This is a genomic window from Bacillus rugosus (genome assembly GCF_023238245.1).
Classification (GTDB): domain Bacteria; phylum Bacillota; class Bacilli; order Bacillales; family Bacillaceae; genus Bacillus; species Bacillus rugosus.
Genome location: NZ_CP096590.1, coordinates 2,977,568 through 2,999,148 on the forward strand (window position 1 = coordinate 2,977,568; position 21,581 = coordinate 2,999,148).

General features: G+C 43.2%; 22 protein-coding genes and 1 other annotated feature. Of the genes, 5 read left to right on the forward strand and 17 right to left on the reverse strand.

Translation table 11 applies throughout. The annotated features are described in order from the left end of the window. Nucleotides 1-11 precede the first annotated feature (11 nt). Complete coding sequence (melA, locus tag M0696_RS15110) at nucleotides 12-1,310, forward strand: alpha-galactosidase MelA (RefSeq protein WP_222143370.1); 1,299 nt, start codon at nucleotides 12-14, stop codon at nucleotides 1,308-1,310. 22 nt (nucleotides 1,311-1,332) lie between these two features. Here melA and M0696_RS15115 read toward each other — a convergent pair whose 3' ends face one another. The 3 genes from M0696_RS15115 to M0696_RS15125 form a co-directional block, all read right to left on the reverse strand. Then, complete coding sequence (locus M0696_RS15115; protein ID WP_003237998.1) at nucleotides 1,333-1,644, reverse strand: rhodanese-like domain-containing protein; 312 nt, start codon at nucleotides 1,642-1,644, stop codon at nucleotides 1,333-1,335. A gap of 115 nt (nucleotides 1,645-1,759) precedes the next feature. Continuing rightward, entirely contained in the window at nucleotides 1,760-4,174 is a 2,415-nt protein-coding gene (leuS, locus tag M0696_RS15120) for a leucine--tRNA ligase (RefSeq protein WP_222143371.1), read from the reverse strand. A 109-nt stretch (nucleotides 4,175-4,283) separates the two neighbouring features. After that, nucleotides 4,284-4,498 (reverse strand) — a binding site (T-box leader). A gap of 103 nt (nucleotides 4,499-4,601) precedes the next feature. Further along, a complete protein-coding gene (locus M0696_RS15125) occupies nucleotides 4,602-4,937 on the reverse strand; it encodes a DUF4257 domain-containing protein (RefSeq protein WP_003223352.1) in 336 nt (111 codons plus the stop codon). Between the two features lie 403 nt (nucleotides 4,938-5,340). Between M0696_RS15125 and ytvA the strand changes: the two genes are divergently transcribed. Beyond that, nucleotides 5,341-6,126, forward strand: a complete 786-nt coding sequence (gene ytvA / locus M0696_RS15130; protein WP_166849439.1) for a YtvA family blue-light photoreceptor — start codon at nucleotides 5,341-5,343, stop codon at nucleotides 6,124-6,126. Between the two features lie 31 nt (nucleotides 6,127-6,157). Here the strand turns inward: ytvA and M0696_RS15135 are convergent, their stop codons facing one another. Beyond that, complete coding sequence (locus M0696_RS15135) at nucleotides 6,158-7,351, reverse strand: MDR family MFS transporter (protein WP_248602115.1); 1,194 nt, start codon at nucleotides 7,349-7,351, stop codon at nucleotides 6,158-6,160. Between the two features lie 188 nt (nucleotides 7,352-7,539). On the opposite strand from M0696_RS15135, the gene M0696_RS15140 reads away from it, so the two are divergent. Continuing rightward, nucleotides 7,540-8,286 (forward strand): LMBR1 domain-containing protein, encoded by a 747-nt coding sequence (locus M0696_RS15140; RefSeq protein ID WP_248602116.1) that lies wholly within the window; start codon nucleotides 7,540-7,542, stop codon nucleotides 8,284-8,286. A gap of 36 nt (nucleotides 8,287-8,322) precedes the next feature. Here M0696_RS15140 and bceB read toward each other — a convergent pair whose 3' ends face one another. From bceB to M0696_RS15200, 12 genes are all read right to left on the reverse strand, one after another. Continuing rightward, nucleotides 8,323-10,263 carry a bacitracin ABC transporter permease BceB gene (bceB, locus tag M0696_RS15145; protein WP_248602117.1) on the reverse strand — a complete coding sequence of 647 codons (1,941 nt, stop codon included), beginning with the start codon at nucleotides 10,261-10,263 and terminating at the stop codon, nucleotides 8,323-8,325. Next, nucleotides 10,253-11,014, reverse strand: a complete 762-nt coding sequence (gene bceA, locus M0696_RS15150) for a bacitracin ABC transporter ATP-binding protein BceA (protein ID WP_166849429.1) — start codon at nucleotides 11,012-11,014, stop codon at nucleotides 10,253-10,255. The genes bceB and bceA overlap by 11 nt, the downstream gene beginning before the upstream one ends. A gap of 101 nt (nucleotides 11,015-11,115) precedes the next feature. Continuing rightward, the gene (bceS, locus tag M0696_RS15155) at nucleotides 11,116-12,120 is read right to left on the reverse strand and encodes a two-component sensor histidine kinase BceS (RefSeq protein ID WP_248602118.1); all 1,005 of its coding nucleotides are present in this window, start codon (nucleotides 12,118-12,120) and stop codon (nucleotides 11,116-11,118) included. Then, entirely contained in the window at nucleotides 12,113-12,808 is a 696-nt protein-coding gene (gene bceR / locus M0696_RS15160) for a two-component response regulator BceR (protein ID WP_166849423.1), read from the reverse strand. Before bceR ends, bceS begins: the two co-directional genes overlap by 8 nt. 96 nt (nucleotides 12,809-12,904) lie before the next feature. After that, a complete protein-coding gene (ytrF, locus tag M0696_RS15165; protein WP_222143375.1) occupies nucleotides 12,905-14,215 on the reverse strand; it encodes an ABC transporter permease YtrF in 1,311 nt (436 codons plus the stop codon). Further along, nucleotides 14,205-14,900, reverse strand: coding sequence for an ABC transporter ATP-binding protein YtrE (gene ytrE / locus M0696_RS15170; protein ID WP_222143376.1), 696 nt, complete (start codon nucleotides 14,898-14,900; stop codon nucleotides 14,205-14,207). The genes ytrF and ytrE overlap by 11 nt, the downstream gene beginning before the upstream one ends. Before the next feature lie 14 nt (nucleotides 14,901-14,914). Further along, nucleotides 14,915-15,889 (reverse strand): ABC transporter permease, encoded by a 975-nt coding sequence (locus M0696_RS15175; RefSeq protein ID WP_222143377.1) that lies wholly within the window; start codon nucleotides 15,887-15,889, stop codon nucleotides 14,915-14,917. Between the two features lie 29 nt (nucleotides 15,890-15,918). Next, entirely contained in the window at nucleotides 15,919-16,905 is a 987-nt protein-coding gene (gene ytrC, locus M0696_RS15180; protein WP_222143378.1) for an ABC transporter permease YtrC, read from the reverse strand. Next, nucleotides 16,899-17,777 (reverse strand): ABC transporter ATP-binding protein YtrB, encoded by an 879-nt coding sequence (ytrB, locus tag M0696_RS15185; protein WP_003223329.1) that lies wholly within the window; start codon nucleotides 17,775-17,777, stop codon nucleotides 16,899-16,901. The genes ytrC and ytrB overlap by 7 nt, the downstream gene beginning before the upstream one ends. Next, nucleotides 17,770-18,162, reverse strand: coding sequence for a GntR family transcriptional regulator YtrA (ytrA, locus tag M0696_RS15190; RefSeq protein ID WP_060399329.1), 393 nt, complete (start codon nucleotides 18,160-18,162; stop codon nucleotides 17,770-17,772). The genes ytrB and ytrA overlap by 8 nt, the downstream gene beginning before the upstream one ends. Before the next feature lie 33 nt (nucleotides 18,163-18,195). Beyond that, complete coding sequence (locus M0696_RS15195) at nucleotides 18,196-18,333, reverse strand: hypothetical protein (protein ID WP_166849389.1); 138 nt, start codon at nucleotides 18,331-18,333, stop codon at nucleotides 18,196-18,198. 153 nt (nucleotides 18,334-18,486) lie between these two features. Then, the gene (locus tag M0696_RS15200; protein WP_072566728.1) at nucleotides 18,487-18,759 is read right to left on the reverse strand and encodes a YtzC family protein; all 273 of its coding nucleotides are present in this window, start codon (nucleotides 18,757-18,759) and stop codon (nucleotides 18,487-18,489) included. A 160-nt stretch (nucleotides 18,760-18,919) separates the two neighbouring features. Here M0696_RS15200 and mnmL point away from each other — a divergent pair, with 160 nt between their 5' ends. Both mnmL and mnmM read left to right on the forward strand, forming a co-directional pair. Next, nucleotides 18,920-19,888 carry a tRNA modification radical SAM protein MnmL/YtqA gene (gene mnmL / locus M0696_RS15205; RefSeq protein WP_248602119.1) on the forward strand — a complete coding sequence of 323 codons (969 nt, stop codon included), beginning with the start codon at nucleotides 18,920-18,922 and terminating at the stop codon, nucleotides 19,886-19,888. Continuing rightward, nucleotides 19,885-20,469 carry a tRNA 5-(aminomethyl)-2-thiouridylate-methyltransferase MnmM gene (gene mnmM, locus M0696_RS15210; protein WP_248602120.1) on the forward strand — a complete coding sequence of 195 codons (585 nt, stop codon included), beginning with the start codon at nucleotides 19,885-19,887 and terminating at the stop codon, nucleotides 20,467-20,469. Before mnmL ends, mnmM begins: the two co-directional genes overlap by 4 nt. On the opposite strand, the gene tbcS is transcribed toward mnmM, so the two are convergent. Beyond that, on the reverse strand, nucleotides 20,459-21,562 hold the full coding sequence (gene tbcS, locus M0696_RS15215) for a tetraprenyl-beta-curcumene synthase (protein WP_222143381.1): 1,104 nt from the start codon (nucleotides 21,560-21,562) through the stop codon (nucleotides 20,459-20,461). The two genes, mnmM and tbcS, sit on opposite strands and share 11 nt — an antisense overlap. Between the last annotated feature and the right edge of the window lie 19 nt (nucleotides 21,563-21,581).

Here is a 21,581-nt window from a genome sequence, read left to right on the forward strand (position 1 = left end):
GAGGAAGCAATATGAAAAAAATTACATTTATCGGTGCAGGGAGCACCATTTTCGCCAAAAATGTTTTGGGAGACTGCTTGTTAACAGAAGCGCTGAATGGATTTGAATTCGCCCTTTACGACATTGATCCTAAACGCTTGCAGGAATCCCAGCTCATGCTCGAAAATTTGAGAGACCGCTATAACCCGAGTGTGGCCATCAACAGCTATGATGACAGAAAACTCGCCTTGCAGAACGCAAGCTATGTCATCAATGCGATTCAGGTTGGAGGATATAAACCGAGCACAGTCATAGATTTCGAGATTCCTAAAAGGTACGGGCTGCGCCAGACGATCGCCGACACAGTCGGCATCGGCGGAATCTTCAGGTCACTCAGAACAATCCCGGTCTTATTTGATATTGCAAAAGATATGGAGGAAATGTGCCCGGATGCGTGGTTTTTAAACTATACAAATCCAATGGCCTCTCTTACAGGCGCCATGCTCCGCTATACGAATATTAAAACAATTGGGCTCTGCCACAGTGTTCAAGTGTGTACGAAGGATTTATTCAAATCTCTCCGAATGGAGCATGGCGGAATCGAGGAGCGCATCGCGGGCATCAATCATATGGCTTGGCTTTTGGAAGTCAAAAAAGACGGCGTAGATCTATATCCAGAAATTAAAAGGAGAGCGAAAGAAAAACAAAAAACAAAACATCATGATATGGTGCGGTTTGAATTAATGGATAAGTTCGGCTATTATGTCACGGAATCGTCCGAACACAACGCAGAATACCATCCATACTTTATTAAACGGAACTATCCCGAGCTGATCAGCGAGCTGCAAATCCCGCTCGACGAATATCCTAGAAGGTGCGTCAAACAGATTCAAAATTGGGAGAAAATGCGGGATGATATTGTCAATAATAAAAACCTTACACACGAACGCTCAAAAGAATATGGGTCAAGAATTATAGAAGCAATGGAAACGAACGAGCCGTTTACCTTCGGGGGAAACGTCTTGAATACTGGACTGATCACCAATCTTCCTTCAAAAGCGGTTGTAGAAGTGACATGCGTCGCCGACAGAAAAAAAATCACCCCGTGCTTCGTCGGAGAACTGCCTGAGCAGCTTGCAGCCTTAAACCGGACGAATATTAATACACAGCTGATGACAATTGAAGCCGCTGTTACATTGAAAAAAGAAGCAGTTTATCAAGCGGCAATGCTTGATCCGCATACAAGTGCGGAGCTTTCCATGACTGACATCATCTCCATGTGTGATGATTTATTTGCAGCACACGGCGATTGGCTCCCGAAATATAAATAAAAAAACTAGGGGATCGTTCTCCCTAGTTTTTTGGTTTTGTTTCGCCTTCCCAGGCCATCATGCCGCCTTCAACATTAACTGTTTTAAAGCCCTGCTCATCCAAGTACCTGCAGACATTCATGCTGCGCATTCCTGAGCGGCAGATAAACACGTACTCTTTGTCTTTGTCAAGGGTGTCCATTTTTTCAGGAATATCCCCCATCCGAATATGAACGGCTTGCGGGATCATGCCTTCCGCCACCTCTTCATCTTCTCTTACATCAATTAAATATAGTTCTTCGTCCGCCTCAATTTTTTCTTTCAAAGCGGCTGTGCTGATTTCTTTTATCTCCAAAGAAAACACTCCTATTCACAATGATTATGTTCAGTATATCAAAGTCAGCTGGACGATTGCTATTTAGAGACTGATGAAAAAAATCCCCTTTTGGCAAAGGGGATTTTTTCTAGGCTTAGTTTGCCACAATATTGACAAGCTTGCCAGGCACCGCGATGATTTTTCGAATCGTTTTGCCTTCAAGCTGCTCTTTGATCTTTTCATCTGCTTGAGCAAGCTGTTCCAGCTGTTCTTTCGTCGCATCGGCAGGAACCTGTAATTTTGCTTTTACTTTTCCGTTCAGCTGAACAACGATTTCAACTTCATCATCGACAAGTTTCGTCTCATCATATACAGGCCAAGCTTCGTATGCAATCGTGCCGGAATGGCCAAGCTTCTCCCAAAGCTCTTCCGCTAAGTGAGGCGCGACAGGAGAAAGAAGCTTCACGAAGCCTTCCATATATTCTTTCGGCAGCTCTGTTGCTTTATAAGCTTCATTAATAAAGACCATCAGCTGGGAAATACCAGTGTTGAAACGAAGGCCTTCATAATGGTCTGTGACTTTCATGACCGTTTCATGATACACGCGCTCCAATGTTTCACCGGCCCCTTCAACGATTTTGCCATTAAGCTCACCGTTGTCTTCAACAAACAGGCGCCATACGCGGTCAAGGAAGCGGCGCGCGCCGTCTAATCCTGATTCAGACCAGGCGATAGAAGCATCAAGCGGTCCCATGAACATTTCGTACAATCTCAGCGTATCAGCGCCGTGAGAGGAAACGATCTCGTCAGGGTTGACAACGTTCCCTTTAGATTTACTCATTTTTTCGTTGTTTTCGCCGAGAATCATACCTTGGTTGTACAGCTTTTGGAACGGTTCTTTCGTTGGCACTACGCCGATATCATAAAGGAACTTATGCCAGAAGCGGGCATACAGAAGGTGAAGCACGGCATGTTCTGCACCTCCGATATACATATCAACCGGAAGCCATTTTTCCAATTTTTCTGGTGATGCCAGCTGATCCGGATTGCGCGGATCAATATAGCGCAAGAAATACCAGCAGCTTCCCGCCCATTGCGGCATTGTATTCGTTTCTCTTCTTCCTTTTTTACCAGTCTCAGGATCTGTGACTTCCACCCAATCTTTAATGTTCGCAAGCGGTGATTCGCCTGTTCCGCTCGGTTTGATTTCATCCGTTTTCGGCAAAATCAGCGGCAGTTCCTCTTCCGGCACAGCCGTTGATGTTCCGTCTTCCCAATGAATGACCGGAATCGGCTCGCCCCAATAACGCTGGCGGCTGAAGAGCCAGTCGCGCAGACGGTACGTCACTTTCTTCTCGCCGTTTTTCGTTTCTTCCAGCCAAGCGATCACTTTCTCAATCGCTTCCTGCTTGTTAAGGCCGTTCAGAAAATCAGAGTTCACGTGCTCGCCGTCACCAGTGTACGCTGCTTCCTCAACATTTCCGCCTTTCACGACTTCCTTCACCGGAAGGCCGAATGTTTTGGCGAATTCAAAATCACGCTCATCGTGCCCAGGAACAGCCATAACAGCACCTGTTCCGTATGATGCAAGAACATAATCCGCAATCCAGATCGGCAATTTTTCTCCGTTTACAGGATTGATCGCATAGGCGCCTGTGAAAACGCCTGTCTTTGTTTTCGCAAGATCTGTACGCTCAAGGTCACTCTTTGATTGAATTTCTTTGATATATGCTTCAACAGCATCTTTTTGCTCAGCCGTTGTGATGTGTTCCACCAATGCATGTTCTGGAGCAAGTACAGTGTATGTAGCGCCAAACAGCGTATCTGGTCTTGTCGTAAACACCGTAAAGGATTCATCATGTCCATCTATAGCAAAATGAACGTGAGCGCCTTCAGAACGGCCGATCCAGTTGCGCTGCATATCTTTAATGCTCTCCGGCCAGTCAAGCTCTTCCAAGTCTTCAAGAAGCCTGTCCGCATATGCTGTAATTTTCAGCATCCACTGCTTCATCGGGCGTCTCTCGACCGGATGGCCGCCGCGTTCGCTCTTGCCGTCAATAACTTCTTCGTTGGCAAGAACCGTACCGAGCGCAGGGCACCAGTTTACAGGCACTTCATCAACGTAAGCAAGGCCTTTTTCGTAAAGCTTTAAGAAAATCCATTGCGTCCATTTATAGTATTCAGGGTCAGTTGTATTAATTTCACGATCCCAATCATATGAGAAGCCAAGCGACTGAATCTGGCGGCGGAAATTATCGATATTCTGCTTCGTAAACACAGCGGGATCGTTTCCTGTGTCGAGTGCGTATTGTTCAGCCGGAAGGCCGAATGCATCCCAGCCCATTGGATGAAGGACATCATAGCCCTGCATGCGCTTCATGCGGGACAGGATATCCGTAGCTGTATACCCTTCAGGATGGCCGACGTGCAATCCCGCTCCTGACGGATAAGGGAACATGTCCAGCGCGTAAAATTTTTGTTTTTCATTATTATCAAGAGTGGCAAATGTTTTGTTTTCAAGCCAATATGTTTGCCATTTCTTTTCTATCTCTTTGTGCTGAAAACTCAAAGTAAAAACCTCCTTCTGATTGAATACGGCGTTTATGGTTCAAGTATTGACGGGAAGGAGAGGATTATATTCAGAATATTCCCAAACTAAAAAAAACTCCCTCATCCCTAAAAGGGACGAGAGACTTTCGTTTTCCCGCGGTACCACCCTCGTTAGTGCGGCATACGCCGCACTCACTTGATACTTTTAACGCAGTTATGCGTCAGCGGCTTTTCACCGCTGCAACTCTGAGGTGAGTTCGGAAACAAACTTGATTGACTTTCACCAGCCGTCAACTCTCTGCAACAATATCTGTTTCTTACTGCTCCTCTTCATTGTTCTTATCGCAACCGTAATCTTAACTGTATTTTATAGAATTCTGTTCATAAGTGCAAGCAGGTTTGTATACAATGGGAATGTACCCTGAACGGGCGAGGATTGAGGACAATTATTCGGGTGGAGTTTTGGTTTGACGTTTGGACTCGGCCGGTTCGCCGCCGCTGTTCATTTCTCTCACAAAGTCAAAACTTCTGAGAACAGCTTCACCGCCGTAGCCTGAGATAATGGATAAGATGACAAGTTGAATTCCTGAATCGGGGTCAGCGGATAATACAAGTAAAATGGAAGCTGTCATTCCAATAAACCAATCTTCCAAAAATCCAAGATAGATAAACCGCTTCGTCATTCTGGGCTTCTCCAGCCTGCCTCTCTTTTTCACATGACCGAGAATCCCCATGATTCCTCCAATTACACAAGCAATAAGTACCTGATGCAGCATCTTCATCATCACCTTCCTAAAGCCCTTATTTCGTAAAGCGACTTCAGGCCATCCAGCCCCCTTAAACGATTCCGATGATTTTCGATATCTACATACTGGCAAATCTGAAAAAAGCTTGTTTCTTCCATTATATGTGAACACATGATCGGTAAGCTTGATGCATTGGATTCATTTTTCACCCAGTGACATTGACCTAGTCACTTATTAAGCTTATACAATATTCTTCCGTTCATATGTTCAATCTCTGTTCTTATTTTTAGTGTATACGAGGACAAGCCCTAATGACAAACAACAAACTGCGCTTGCTTGAATCAGAACATGTGTTGTGCTACGGTTACTGTAGAATTCATTAAAAAAAGGGGAATACCAGGCTCTCGCACAGTTAGCTGACAGCCTAAGGGGGATTTATATGGCTAGTTTTCAATCATTTGGAATACAAGGACAGCTGGAAGTTATCAAAAAAGCGCTTGATCACGCGCGGGTTGGTGTGGTAATTACAGATCCTGCACTTGAAGATAATCCTATTGTCTACGTAAATCAAGGCTTTGTTCAAATGACCGGCTATGAAGCCGGAGAGATTTTAGGAAAGAACTGCCGCTTCTTACAGGGAGAACACACAGACCCCGCTGAAGTAGACAATATCAGAATCGCTTTACAAAATAAAGAACCGGTTACCGTTCAGATCCAAAACTACAAAAAAGACGGAACGATGTTCTGGAATGAATTGAGTATTGATCCGCTGGAGATCGAAGACAAGACCTATTTTGTCGGAATTCAAAATAACATCACCCAGCAAAAAGAGTATGAAAAGCTTCTCGAGGATTCCCTCACAGAAATTACTGCACTTTCAACGCCTATTGTCCCGATTCGCAACGGCATTTCGGCTCTTCCGCTGATCGGCAACCTGACAGAGGAACGATTTAATTCCATCGTCTGCACATTGACGAATATCTTATCAACATCCAAAGATGATTATTTGATCATTGATTTATCAGGATTGGCACAAGTGAATGAACAAACCGCCGACCAGATTTTCAAGCTGAGCCATTTGCTGAAATTGACTGGAACCGAATTAATTATTACCGGCATTAAGCCCGAACTGGCCATGAAAATGAATAGACTGGATGCTAATTTTTCATCGCTGAAAACATATTCAAATGTAAAGGATGCCGTTAACGTGCTTCCGATCATGTAAAAAGATCCCGCTCATCCGGCGGGATCTTTTATTATGAAGAGATAGATGCTTGCTTATTTGTTCCTTTTGCCGGTTTTATCCGTTTGTCATATAAAAGCGTAGTGGCAATACTGATCAACAGCAAAACCAATAGAGATAAAACAAGAGCCTGAATGCCGAAATGATCAACAAGCAAACCGCCGAACAACGGACCAATCATTCTCCCGCCTGTCGCCGCGCTGTTGACAAAGCCTTGATAAAAACCCTCTTTCCCTTTAGGGGCAAGCTGGTTGGCAATCGTCGGCACCGCAGGCCAGACAAGCATTTCTCCGATGGTCAGGATCACCATGGCAGCCATAAACATCGGGAAGTGCTTTGCCGTCAGCAGCATACTGAAGGATACAATGAAAATGATAAATCCGATGACCATTTGCGCTTTCAGCGACTCCGCCCATTTTTTCACCACAAAGCTGACAAGCGGCTGGCCAAGCACAATTAGAATTCCGTTAACCGTCCACAGCACGCTGTATAAGGAAAGAGATATTCCAATGCTTTGTGTGTACGAAGCAATTGTGGTAGACCACTGAGAATAAGCAAGCCACCCGAGTACATAGCCGCTGCTTAATATGATGAGCGCGGCAAATTTTGCTTTGCTATTTACAGCATCATAATCAAGCACCGATGTTTGAGACGCATCCTTCGTCTGAATATTTCGAAATCCGAAATATACGATAAAGAAAAAGACCAGATACAATGCAGCATTCGCCAAAAATACGTATGAAAACGAGAAAGACGCCACTACACCGCCAAGTGCTGAGCCGACGGCCACACCCGCGTTTTGCGCGACATAGATCGCATTAAATGCCTTCCTTCCCCCTTCAGGCCACACCGATCCAGCCATTGCGTAGCTGGCCGGAAAAACAACACCGGAACCAAAGCCCACAATCGTCAGCAACACAATATAAGCCGGCCAATCATGAAAAAAGACAAGGCCCATCAGGCTTGCTAACGTAATCGCAATCCCAAGCATAATCGATTTAAAGCCGCCGATTTTATCAAACAAAAAACCGCCGCATAAATTTCCTGCCACACTGGCGCCGGAATTCAGCATCAGCACAAGTCCGGCTACTGTTAATGACTTCCCTAAATGATTATGGATATAAATCGTATTCAACGGCCATAAAAAAGAAGCACCCGTCACATTAATAAACATTCCAATGATTAAAATTTTAAGAGCACGCGGCATACTCATCCCCCTTTCTTACCTAAAAAAGCTCATGAAAAAAACGAAACCTAAAACGGCTCCGTACGAATCGAGTTATCATAGCACATTCATTCTATCTGTCTATCTCACATTTTTCAACTGATGAGCGTGAAAAAATCTAACAAATATTGCTCAAAAACTGTAAAATAAATAGAAAAAGGGGTAATTTTATGGAAATGGTATTAGCATTCTTAGGTTTTCTCGCATGTCTCATTTCGCTTGGCTATGGATTGTATCACCTCGTCAGATATGTGCTAAAAAAAGAAAAACGTTTCTCTAAGAAACTCTTTTGGCCGCTTTTGATAGGGGGCCTGGTGCTGCTCTTCACCGGAGCAGGCTTGACAGAACCTGATGCTGCTGCAGCAAATGCTGAGAAAAAGTATTCAGCGCTAAACGCCGAATATAATAGTCTTACAAAAGAGCATGAAGCACTTGAGAAAGAATATAAATCTGTCAGCTCTGAAGCACAGAAATTGAAAGATAACACAGAAGATCAAGACAAGCTAAAGCAGATTGAAAAAGAAAATAGCGAACTAAAAAAGACTCAGAAATCATTAAAAGCTGAGATTAAAGAGCTTCAAGAAAATCAAAAACAGCTCAAAGAAGATACAAAAACGTTAAAGGCTGAAAATGAAACACTCCAACAAGATAAAACAAAGCTTGAAAAGCAATTAAAAGAGGCAAAAAGCCATACTGCCAGTTCTCATGAAGACACTGGAAATACTTCAAGCAATACCAATAAAAGTGATGAATCCAAAACCGCTGATACAGCAGAAGGCTGCAATATTAAAGGAAGTAAAAACGGCATCTACCATACGCCGGGCAGTACATACTACGACCGGACAACCGACCCGGCTGAAATGTTTTGTTCAGTTGAAGAAGCTGAAGCCGCCGGTTACCGGGCGCCAAAACGATAAACAAAAAGCTCCAGAATCTCTGGAGCTTTTTCTGTTTCACAACGACGATTTAATAACCTTCTTATAATAAAGAACTGACAGAAAACCAAAAATCGAGTAGAGCGCAGTATATAACACCATCACCACTATCATCGGCGTCCATACCTCTGACCCGAATAAGAACCAGCCGGATTGGACGGCAAAGTAGCTGTGGAAGAGGCCGACAACCAGCGGAATGCCGAAGTTGTACATTTGTTTGATGCGTATGCCCTTTATCAGGTCGCCCTGCGTAAAACCAAGTTTTCTCAAAATCGTATAATTTGGTTTTTCATCTTCACTTTCACCCATTTGTTTAAAATAAAGGATACATCCTGATGTAATCAGGAACGTTAATCCTAAGAAGCCGACGATGAACATAACAAGACCAAACAGTGATTTTTGCATAATGCTTGTATCCAATCTTGATAAATGCTGATCCTTCTTGTTCACCTTTTGAAAAAGCTCATTTGCTTTTTCAAGCTGGTCTTCATGTTTCACATTGATGCCAATAAATTCAGATTGCGCAAGTTGAATGCGGGGATCTTTATCTTTGTTCAGCCGCTTAAACAAGCTGTCATCCACAATAACAGCGGGCAGACCCCCGCTTGTAAACGTGTAGGATACAAGAAACTCTTCTCTTAATCCTTTATAGTGTAATGGTTGCGTCTCATGCTTGCTTTTTACTTTAATGACACCCGAGTCTTTGAAAACCATTATTTTTTGCAGCAAGTCGGTGTATCCTGAGAAAACGGCATCTCCAGCCTCCACATCGACATCTTTTACATCTTTGTCACTGATAACAGCAAGCTGCGTTTTGCTAGGATCGCCCTGCATCTCTTTCGGGGTTCCATCCATGATATTTGCAATGTCAACATTTGCTTGCAGGACAGGGGTTACTTTTTTTACAAACGAGATGTTATGATCAACCAAACTGCTTTCAAATCGTTTGGCATCTTTCTCATTCATGAATGAAAAATCAGCCGCTACATTTTGTTCAGCAGTCTTTTCTGCCGAGTAATACGAAATATAAGCGAGCGATAACAGCCCGATGGCGAGCGCTGAAACGGTTGTAATAATTGTCAGCAGCAAAGCGTTCGATTTCATTCTGAACATGATCGATGACAGTGACAGGACTTCTGAAATATTTAAGTAGCCGCCCTTGCTTTTTCGAATGATATTAGAGATAAACGTAACCGAACCTTTATAAAAGAGAAACGTCCCGATAATGACAGTCCCCAGGATAAAGCTCATCGCGCCAAACAGTTCATTTATGGTCTTAAATTTTCCGCCAAACAGCTCAGAAGACACATAGTACCCTGTCAAAATCAGCACGATGCCTAAAGCGCCGATCAGCATCTGGAAAAATGATATTTTCTTCACTTTATCTTCAGTGGAAGACGCCACTTTAAATAAAGATAAAATACTTTGTTTTTTGATAAACGTATAATTCATCACCATGATTAATAGGTAAATGCAACAGAACACAATGATCGTTTGGATTAAGGCCTGCTCGGAAAAGTGCAGTTTCGCAGCAGCTTTGACATCGACAATTTTGAACAGAATCATCAGGACAAGCTTCGAGATCGAAAACCCAGCCACTACCCCAATCACTAAAGAACCGAAATACAGCATGATATTTTCTGCACTTAAGATGCGAAAGATTTTATCTTTCGTCATTCCGATTAATTGAAACAGCCCGATTTCTTTACTCCGTCTTTTAATAAAAATCGTATTGGCATATAAAATGAAGATCGTCACTACAGCCACAAGCAAAATCGAAGCGGTTTTAATGGCAGCGGCTCCCTTGATTGAAGCCTTCACTTCGTTAATCGCAGGATCATATTGGAGCGTGACAAAGGCGAAATAAAGCGCCACGCTAAAGATTAACGCAAACACATACAAATAGTAATTCCGTAGATTCTTTTTCAAATTTCGCAGGATGAGCTGATTAATGTTCATGCTGCACCCCGCCTAACACGCCTTGCGTTTTCATGATATCCTGGAAAAACGTCTGTCTGTCTTGGCCTCCTTTATTCAGCTGTGTATACATTTGCCCGTCTTTAATAAAAATGACTCTGCCGCAGTAGCTGGCCGCGACAGGATCATGGGTGACCATAATAATCGTGGCGTTGCGTTTTTGATTGAGCTGGCTCAGCTTGTTTAATAGATCAGATGCTGATTTCGAATCGAGCGCGCCGGTCGGTTCATCAGCGAAAATAATGCTAGGGTCATGAATAAATGCTCTCCCGGCCGATGTTCTCTGCTTCTGGCCGCCGGAAATTTCATTCGGGTACTTATCCCGCAATTCATAAATTCCCAGTTCCTTTGCAACTTCCTCAAACTTGCGATTGGCTTCCTTTTTTGATATTTTCGTGATCGATAATGGCAGAAGGATATTCTCTTTCACTGTCAATGTGTCTAACAAATTGTAATCTTGAAAGATAAAGCCTAAATGCTGTTTTCTAAATTCAGCCAGCTGCTTTTCCTTCATAGAAGTCATTTCGTTTCCGTTAATGTTGATCGTTCCGTGACTGACCTGATCAATCGAAGACAGTACGTTGAGCAATGTGGTTTTCCCAGAACCGGACGCCCCCATAATACTGACAAATTCGCCTTTTTGGATATGGATATCAATGCCTTTGAGCACTTCTTGTTTATTATGCTTGTTTCCATAGCTTTTTCGAATTTTATTTGCTTGTAAGATCATCATTTCTATAATCTCCTTTATATTGGATAATCTCATTATAAAAAGGAATGCCGGTCTTTTCCTTCGAAACAGCGAACAAAAAAGAAAAGCATGTGACATTTTCGTCACATGCTTATGACACGTTCAAATTGATTCCGTTTTGGAAAGGTTAATGTAAAAACGGTCCCCGCACCGAACTCCGAATCAACATCAATATGGATCAATAACGGCGCCGCGGCTTTTTTCGCCAAGTACAGACCCATGCCAGTGGACGCTTGATCATGATGGTCCATTGTGGAGGTAAAGCCTTTATCAAAAATTCGCGGTACATCTTTTTGATCAATGCCCCTGCCAAAGTCTTTCACCTGGAGCTGCGCCCGTTCCCCTTTTTGAAAGCTTTTGATCTCAATTTCAGAGGCTTCGCTGTATTTCACTGCGTTTGTCAGCAGCTGCCTGACGATAAACGCGAGCCATTTTGCATCGCTCAGCACTTCCTCTGCCTCCAACTGAATATCAAAGCCGATCCCTTTTTGGATACACCACGATTGTAAATCTTTAATTTCCTTGAAGATCAAAGGCTGAAGCTGAATGAATTCTACAGACAGATCGTTTTCAATAAATGACATACGTTTTTGATGAAGCTGCTGATCTAGAAGCAGGTGAATACGCAGCCATTCGTATGATAGCTGGGGTTTCAAAGCTTGGTCTTCCATTCTATCAATGATTAAATGCATCGCTGTTAATGGGGTTTTGACTTCATGGATCCATGCCATCAGCTCATCTTTTTCATTTTCTAAAGCCAAGCGGTGCCGGGCAGCGGTTTGCTTCAAGTGTTCCGTTTGCCCTGTAATGCTTCTTTCAACCATCGATTCAAACGGCGTTTCCGGTTCATTTATCGCTGTCACGTCAAGATTGTTCTCCCATGTTTTCAGGCTTTTATAAAACGCCGTTTCTTTCCGATAGCGGACCAGGAGAAATATCATAAAAAACAGGACACACAAATACACCATATAAAGAACATTTTCAAATGAAATGGAGGGATCAACAAAAGCAATAAACAAGATCAAAACCTGCTGAAACAAAAACGCTGCAATCCAGCTTCGCCTTTCGATAAGGAATGCTTTAATCATAGAAATGATCCTCTTCCTTCGCCATATAGCCTTGGCCGACCTTTGTCTCGATATATGTGCCAAGCTGCAGATCATCCAGTTTTTTCCTTAGGCGATTGACATTGACGGTCAGCGTATTATCACTCACAAAACGTTCATCGTTCCACAAGCTTCTGATCAGCTCTTCCCGGCTGACGATCTTGTTTTTTTGTTCTATTAGCTGTTTCAGAATGAACATTTCATTTTTAGTCAGTTCAACAGATCCTTTGTCATTGCTGACGAGATTCTGCTCTGCGTCTACGGCAGCCCCGCACCATGTTTTGATCGTGCTTGGCTCCGTATTATAATGATGCATGCGCCGGAATATCGCTTGGATTTTCGCAATCAGCACATCAAAATGAAACGGCTTTTGAATAAAGTCATCAGCACCAAGCTGCATGGACATCACCATATCAGCAGGATGATCTCGGGAGGATAAAAAGAGAATCGGAACATTTGACCGGGAGCGGATCAGCCGGCACCAATGAAAACCGTCAAATTTAGGCAGCTGCACATCAATAATGACGCAATCAGGCTTAACCGCCGCAAATTCCTGCAGCACTTGACTGAAATCCTGAATGCCGTATACATCATAGGACCATCCCGTTAAACGATCTTTGATTTCATGAAACAGCGATTCATCATCTTCAATCAGCAAAAGTTTAAACAATCGACTCACCGCACTTTTTCCTTTTTTATCAAGTGTATAGCAAAACGCCTTCATACGCTATAGAGAAAGCCGGCTGTCTCAGCCGGCTCGTACGCATTATAGCTCTCTTCTCAACGCAGTCAGCACGTTGGTTTTGGTTGCTTTTCTTGCCGGGTTCATACCCGAAATCACCGCAACCCCTCCACAAATTACAACGGCAATGATCACAAGGCTGGCTGGGATGTAGGAGAAAGTGTAATTCAAATCGCCCGCATCGCCGCTACTTGTTGCCGCAAGAATCATCGGAACGGCTAGGTTGACAAGGTAGCTCACGCCGTAAGAAATGATAATCCCAATGACACAGCCTAAAATCCCGATATACGCGCTTTCCATCAGAAACATTCGGCGAATGATGGACGGACTTGCCCCAATCGCTTTCATAATGCCGATCTCCTGCGTTCTTTCTGTAACCGCCATCGTCATCGTGTTAAAAATGCCGATCGCTGAGATAATAACAGCGATACATCCGACAAAGATCAAGCCGATTTTGAAGACCATGAAGAAGGTGTTGACTCCTTCAAGCTCGGTAGTAACTGATGTGACATAGTATCCATCATCTGTCAAATCATTTGTCAGCTGCTCCACATTCTCAAATTTATCAGCAAAAACGCCAATGTTATTTTCCACATTTCCGCCTTTGAAATCTAAGAATTCCGAAAAATCCTTCTTGAATTGATCACTGATGAAAATGTTTGAGTCCTCCATCCAATCTTGAGATGGCTTTTTTGTAATACCGACAATTTTAAAGTCATATGTTTTTGTTTTTTCAACATCGCCTGTTTTAGGATCCGTTTTCGATACACTTAATTCAATCGTTTTGTTCAGAATATCTTTCTTATAGCCTTCTGGTTCTTTTATATCTTCCGGATTTCCCTTTGCTTCCTCGATTTTTTTGTTATACTCTTCCGATTCTTTTTTCGTCAATAATCTCTTTGCAAAGTCGTATCCTACTACGATTTCATTTTGCGACTTTGCGACTCTTCCTTTGTCCAACTCCATATTGGCCTTCAGTTCATCATTCATATTGGTAAAGATCAAATTAGAGCTTTCATTTGTACGATTGCCTAAAGTTGCTTTGTTTGGTTCATACACTTGCGTTCTTTCTACAACTGACCTTACATGATCGTACTTCTCTAAATCAGCTTTTTTAATGGGCTTATCCCCTTCCTTGCCCATTACACTGACTTTCGTCACAACCTGCTGGCTCATCGTGATATCTGTAATCGTCTTTTGAATGCCGAATCCAACAGATGACAGTACAACCAAAAACGCACACGCCATTGTCGTCGCAAGAATGGTCATAAAGACACGCAATCTGTTTTTCTTCATATTTCTTCTGATGAAATGAACCTGATCCTTAAACCTCAACGGTAACTCCCCCTTTTAACACACCGTCATGAAGCTGAAATTTTGAATGTCCGATAGAAGCGACTTCATCATCGTGAGTAATGATCACAAATGTAATGCCCCGCTCGCGATTCAGCTGCTGAATCAATTCCAGCACTTCATGTTCCGTTTCTGAATCAAGGCTTCCCGTCGGCTCATCCGCTAAGATAATCGAAGGATTTAAAATCAACGCTCGAGCAATACTGACACGCTGCTGCTGGCCGCCTGACAGTTCATTCGGATAATGAGCGGCGTGGTTTTCTAGACCGACTCGTTTCAGCATGTCCTGCACCTTTTGCTTCCGCTCAGAGGGCTTGATCCCTTTTAACGCCAGCGGCATTTCAACATTCTCATACGTCGTTAACCCCGGGATAAGCTGAAAGCTTTGAAAAATAAACCCGAAATGGTCAAGCCGAAATTGCGCCCATTCCTTTTCATTAAATCCAGTAACATCAGTTCCATTAATGACAATCCGCCCTTTTGTTGGAGATATGTAGCCGGAAATTAAATTTAGAAGCGTTGATTTTCCTGATCCGCTTCGCCCGACAATACAGGCAATTTCACCTTTCGCCACGCTTAAGGAAACACCCTTCAATACTGGAACTTCATTCTCACGGCCCTTTTTTCCGATCGTGAAAGAATGGTCGATATGCTGAACATCAATCATCTTTTCTCTCTCCCTTATAAATGTTTTGTTTTTTTATAAATTGCAAAATAGCTGATGAAGAAACCAATCACAGCGCCTGCAGCCATGCCGAATATGTAGCCGACAAAACTCTCCGTTGCGGCAAATCCAAAATATCCGAAGCCCATGATTCCAATGATAATGACGATTACTTGAACCGGACGATCAAGCGATTTCCACAAAAAGAAATACCCATTTCTTTCATTTGACAGTTTGATGAAGCTAATATAGCCGATGATGTAGAACATGATGCTCATCAGCGCTGGAATCACTAAATAATGCGGTGAATCCTCAACCCAGTTTGGAACAACATATGTGATAGGAAATATATACTGCATCCATTCAGGAATAGGGTGATCTAAAAATGCTGCTCCGCCAAAAAGGATATCTATGTTGATTGCAGGCAAAGTAATACCTAAAAAAGGCAAGATGGTGACGGTAAATGAGACCAAAAGCTGTGCGAAAATATGACCTGTCAGAGCTCCGCCAGCCATAACCAAAGAATAAGCCAGCATGCTAATAATGATCATTCCAAGGCTGTAGTTATGAAAATGAACAACCTGATCAGGCTTCAAGAGCATAACCAGCAAAACAGATAATCCATATCCCGTGATTTGTGAAACCACAATCGCTATTCCGCCCATTATAAACTTTGCGTTAAATACCTGCCCACGTGTATAAGGAAGGCTTAATGTAAAATCAAACAAGCCCTTGCTTCGCTCCATCCCAAGCTGGCTGACCGCCAAAACGACACCCCAAATCCAAAACAGCGAGATAAATGTGCCGTTTAAATAGTTAATCGTAAATACACAGGTTCCAACCCACTCGTTCTGATTAGCCACGCAGCCTTGATATGAGATGTACGTATTTAATACGGTAAAGGGATTGCTCAGCATAAACACCAAAAAAATCATGATTAGCAGAGCTTTATTTTGCTTCCACTCTTTATAAAACAGCCCGGAATCCGGCAAATCACTTCCCTCCAAACCGAAAGTATTTCTTAATGTTTCGTTTTCTTATAAATAGAGAAGTAGCTCACAAAAAATCCAACTACGGCTCCAATGATCATTCCAAAAATGTAACCAATGATGGACTGTCCGGCAGAGTATCCAAATAAACCAAAACCAAGAATACCGAAGGACATCACCAGAATTTGTACAGGACGGTCTAATCTGTTCCAAAGGAAAAAGTGTCCATTTCGCTCACTTGGATGCTTTTTGAAGCTTATATAGCCAATCAAGTAAAACAGTATGCACATAGCAGCTGGAATCAATAAAATATATTTACTGTCAGACAGCCATCCATTTGCAACGTAACTAATAGGCACTAGATATAATAAATTGCTCGTTAGAGAAAAATAAGCCTCAGGAGAAGGGAATAGTTCCCATATACTCACGCCAAAAACAACTTCAAAGTTTCCAAGCGGCAAAGCAACAATTAAATACGGTAAAACCGCAGCAGCAAATGCCGTTAATAACTGGGCAAAAACATTCCCCGTTAATGCCCCAGCGGCCATCAACAAACAGTAAGCCATAAAGCTAATCACGATCACTCCAACGCTGCTGTGCTCAAAAAAGTAGACGTGTTCAGGGTTATAGATAAGAATCAGCAGCCATGAAACTAAAAAGCCAATCAATTGCGACAGCACAATCACAATACCGCCTAACCAAAATTTCGTCTGGAAAATTTGGCTTCTGTTATACGGGAGGCTTAATATAAAATCCATCGTGCCTTTCGAACGTTCCATTCCCAGGAAGCAGACCGCCAAAATGACACCCGGCACCCAGTTGATATCTATCAGATTGCTTACCCTATAATTGACAATAAAATCACAATATTGCGGGTCTTGATGAGCCAGACATCCTTGATAAGACAAATACGTATTAACGATAGAAAGCGGATTTGCCAGCACTAAAAACGCAATACTTAGCAAAATCACCACTTGATTCTGCTTCCACTCTCGATAGAGGAGACCTCGGTCTACCATCTCCGCTTCCCTCCAAACTTCGCAATGAACACTTCTTCCAAGTTGACAGGAAGCTCATTCCACACTTTTGGCTTCAGCTCTCTCAAAAAGCTCTTGTTCTCTTCGTCGCTTTTCGGAATCAGCACCGTATAGAACACGCCGGCCTGATCGAGCATCGGAATGTTTTGCTCTCTGATGGCCAAATTGACATCTGTATCAAACGCCATTTGAATTTTGATGTACTCTTCTTTTAGCTCATCAAGATCCATCACATTCGTCAGCCTGTTATCTTCGAGAAAACCGATTCGGTTGCACATCCGCTCTATGTCCTCAAGCCGGTGAGAGGTGATCAGAATGCTCGTATCACGCTCTGCCACTTCATCGACCATCAGCTGCAGCACATCATGCCTTGTCACCGCATCTATTCCATCCGTCGGCTCATCAAGGAGGATCAGCGCCGGCCTTGCTGCAAACGACAGAACGAGCGAAAGCTGTTTTTTCAAACCTGTCGACAGCTCGCGGTATTTTTTCGTTTCCGGAATTTCGTATCTGTTCATCAGCTCATTCGCGTAGGTGACATCAAACTTCGGATAAATCCTTCTCAGGATGTCAACAAGCTGCTTGTATGTATACTTGTCATAAAAAGGATTTTGAACAGGCATGTAGATGATATTCTGTTTGACCTTCGGATGCTTTTTGATTTCTACGCCGTCAAACAAAATCGTCCCGCTGTCTGCAAAAATGATTTGCTGGATTAAACGGAGCATCGTCGTTTTGCCCGATCCGTTCCGGCCGAGCAGCCCGAAAATTTCTCCTTTTTCAATTGTTAATGAAACATCTTTTAATACTTGATTGCCGTCAATCGTTTTTGACAGCTGCCGTAGTTCAATCATTTTCTGTGCCTCCCTTCACATCAGCGCTGATTTCCTTTATCCATTCTTGCAGTTTCTCCAGCTCAACCCCTGCATAGTGTGCATCGATGATGAGCTGTTTGAGTTGCTCTTTAATCATCGTCATCTTCCCTTCAACCAGTGTCGTTTTTGCATTCTCCGATATATAGGTTCCTCTGCCCCGCAGCGTTTCAATAATCCCCTCTCGCTCAAGCTCTTTATACGCTTTGCTGACAGTGTTCGGATTCGCAATAATGATCGTCGCCAATTCTCTGACAGAAGGAAGCTTATCGCCAGGCTTCATGATCCCTTTCAAACAAAGCTCTTTCATTTGCTGAATAATTTGTTCGTAAATGGGTGTTGAGCTTCTTGGATCGATTTGAATCATTTACTTCCCTACTTTCTATACGATCTGAACCTTTTATAAATAAAACTGATCAATGATACTTTTTTGACATTCAAAACCGATTATCACAAGAACAAGAAAAAAAGAACAAGCGATCACAGATGCCGCGATCAGCATCGGCAAGTTACGTTTGTTTCGTTTTTTATGTTTCATAACTGCCTCCCTTAATTTAATATATAAATGACTTTTCATCAGTGTCTATAGTGTATTACTTCAATTAGTACACTTAATACAATAAATATTTTCCCACACAAAGTCAATCCTTTTTTTACAAAAAAACGGACCCTTATGAAAAGGGTCCGTTTCTTACACATCAAGAGGGTGCTGAAGGATCATGTTATTTTGCAAAGCTTGAAGCTGAAGCCTCATTCTGTACAGCTGCTCCCTCTGCTGATCATTTGACGACAGCCACAGCTTATTTAAGGCATTTACCGCATTTTCAAGCTGCATTTGCGCATCACTGTATTCTTGGTCGTTATAATGCTCTTGTTTTGAAGCGATTGTCAGCTGTTCTTCAGCATAATCATACGCCTGCATACATTGCTGGAGATGTTCATCTACTGATTGTCTTGTTGCCACAGTAACCCCTCCTCTTGGTAATGGAATAATCCATCATTCATATTGTAGCCCCATCTGACTTCGTTCAATAAAGTAATTTATGGTCGATATTCATTTGTTCTCTTGCAAAATGCGTGCTACAATTTTAGGATGCAATCGTACGCAAGGAGGCACATGAATTGTGATGCAGAACAATCCTTTTCCTTATTCAAATACGGAAAAACGCTATCATACATTGAATTATCATCTCAGAGAACATTTCGGCCATAAGGTGTTTAAAGTGGCGCTTGACGGCGGCTTTGACTGTCCAAATCGGGACGGCACCGTTGCACACGGCGGCTGTACTTTTTGCAGCGCTGCAGGTTCCGGCGATTTTGCCGGGAACCGGGCCGATGATTTAATTACGCAATTCCATGACATCAAAAACCGCATGCACGAAAAATGGAAGGACGGCAAATACATCGCCTATTTTCAGGCCTTCACCAATACACACGCGCCGGTTGAGGTGCTTCGTGAGAAGTTTGAATCTGTTCTCGCACTTGATGATGTGGTCGGCATTTCGATCGCCACACGCCCGGACTGTCTGCCTGATGATGTCGTGGACTACTTGGCAGAGCTGAATGACCGCACGTATTTGTGGGTGGAGCTTGGGCTTCAAACGGTTCATGAACGGACCGCTCTTCTGATCAACCGCGCACATGATTTTAACTGCTATGTGGAAGGCGTCAAAAAATTAAGAAAACACGGCATACGGGTCTGCTCACATATTATCAACGGACTGCCTTTGGAAGACCGGGACATGATGATGGAAACCGCAAAGGCTGTCGCAGATTTGGACGTCCAGGGCATTAAAATCCATCTTTTGCACCTATTGAAAGGCACGCCGATGGTCAAGCAATATGAAAAAGGAAAACTCGAATTCCTTTCTCAAGATGAATATGTGCAGCTCGTTTGCGATCAGCTTGAGATCATTCCGCCGGAAATGATCGTCCACCGCATTACAGGTGACGGACCTATAGAATTGATGATCGGGCCGATGTGGAGCGTCAACAAATGGGAAGTGCTTGGCGCCATTAATATAGAATTTGAAAATCGCGGCAGCTATCAAGGGAAGCTCTTTCAGCGGTTCGAGGAGGAATCAGCGCTATGATTTTGAAGAAAATTCTTCCTTACAGCAAAGAACTGCTGAAAATGACCGCGGGAGAAGGAGATATCGTCATAGATGCAACGATGGGCAACGGGCACGATACGCAGTACTTAGCGGAGCTTGTCGGTGAAAACGGCCATGTGTACGCATTCGACATCCAAGAATCAGCCGTGGCCAATACGAAGGAACGGCTCGGTGAGACATATCAAGCGCGAACAACGTTATTTCACGAAAGCCATGACAAAATCGCTGAATCCCTTCCGCCGGAAACACACGGCAAAGTGGCGGCCGCTGTGTTTAACCTCGGCTATCTGCCGGGCGGGGACAAATCGATTACGACGAACGGCATTTCAACGATCAAAGCAATTGAACAGCTTCTCAGCATCATGAAAGATGAAGGCCTGATTGTTTTGGTCGTCTATCATGGCCACCCGGAAGGCAAAGCTGAAAAAAACGACGTGCTCGACTTTTGCCGGAGCTTGGACCAGCAAACAGCCCGCGTGTTAACATACGGATTTATCAACCAGCAAAATGACCCGCCATTTATTGTCGCCATCGAAAAAAAAGCTCAAATCAGCAAATGATTTGAGCTTTTTTCTTTGAGTTTTTCATCCAGGCCATTTTTTGAAATTTCCGGTAGGCTCTGCCGTTGATATAAAAGAAAAAGGAGGTTTTTCCGCTTGCTTTGATCAGCTTCTTCGCGAGCCGGCCCATCTCCTTTTGGCCCGCCACTTTATCATCTGACAAATAAACGCCAAGCAAGCCGCGATTGATTAAACGATGGAAGTTTTCATGCGGAATGCCTTGTAAATGTTCGTCTGCTTTTTGGATAAAATGTTCAAGCCGCTTCATCATTTCTTCATGCGACTCGTAATACGAGCAGAAATTCAAGTCCCCTTCCAGCAAGTCCTCCTCTTGATCAATTAAATAATCGAGCAGAATGTGAAGACCTTGTATGTAAGGAAAATAACTATTGCGGATTTTTTTAGCGGTGTTTTCTGTGAAATCAGGCTGGAACGAATACGCAACAAGACAGAATATGCCTAACGTCGAGCCTGCACAGGCTGAAAATTCATACCATTCCATCTCAGGCAGCTCTGACTCATATTGAGTAAACCACTTCTCAAGCCGCGGAACACGCTCATGCTCAATGACGTGCTTATGCACCTGCAAATCGCAATAATAGCCGCACAGTTCAAGCAGATAAGGTTTAATCATGTCGTAGTGGTCAATTGAACCAAGAACACGCTGGCACGTTTTGACCAACTCATGCAAATACCCGCTGTCATCCTGTTCTTCTCTGAATTGATAATAATTTTGCGGTTCCGCCCCGACTGTCAGTGCGTCCTGCATTGAGGCGTGGAGCATCCGAAAATCTTGCGGGTCAAGTGAGGTGCTGCGGTCGCACAGATTGTCCAGATAATCACTGATCGTTTGATACGCGATGATAAACTCGACGCATTTCTGCTTTTGATTGCCTGACAACAAGGCTAGTATGCCGCCGCCTTCACAGTGAAATGTCTTGTCTCGAATACTTGCGGTTGCCTGTGCTTTTAATTCACTGTTATGAATTGATTCTGATTTTTGCTTCCATATGTCCAGCTCTTGATGAACGAGCGGAAAAATATCTCGATATACTTTTGCCATTAATCCAAAAGGATGTTCCGGTACTGTCAACACATGCACCCCCAATTAG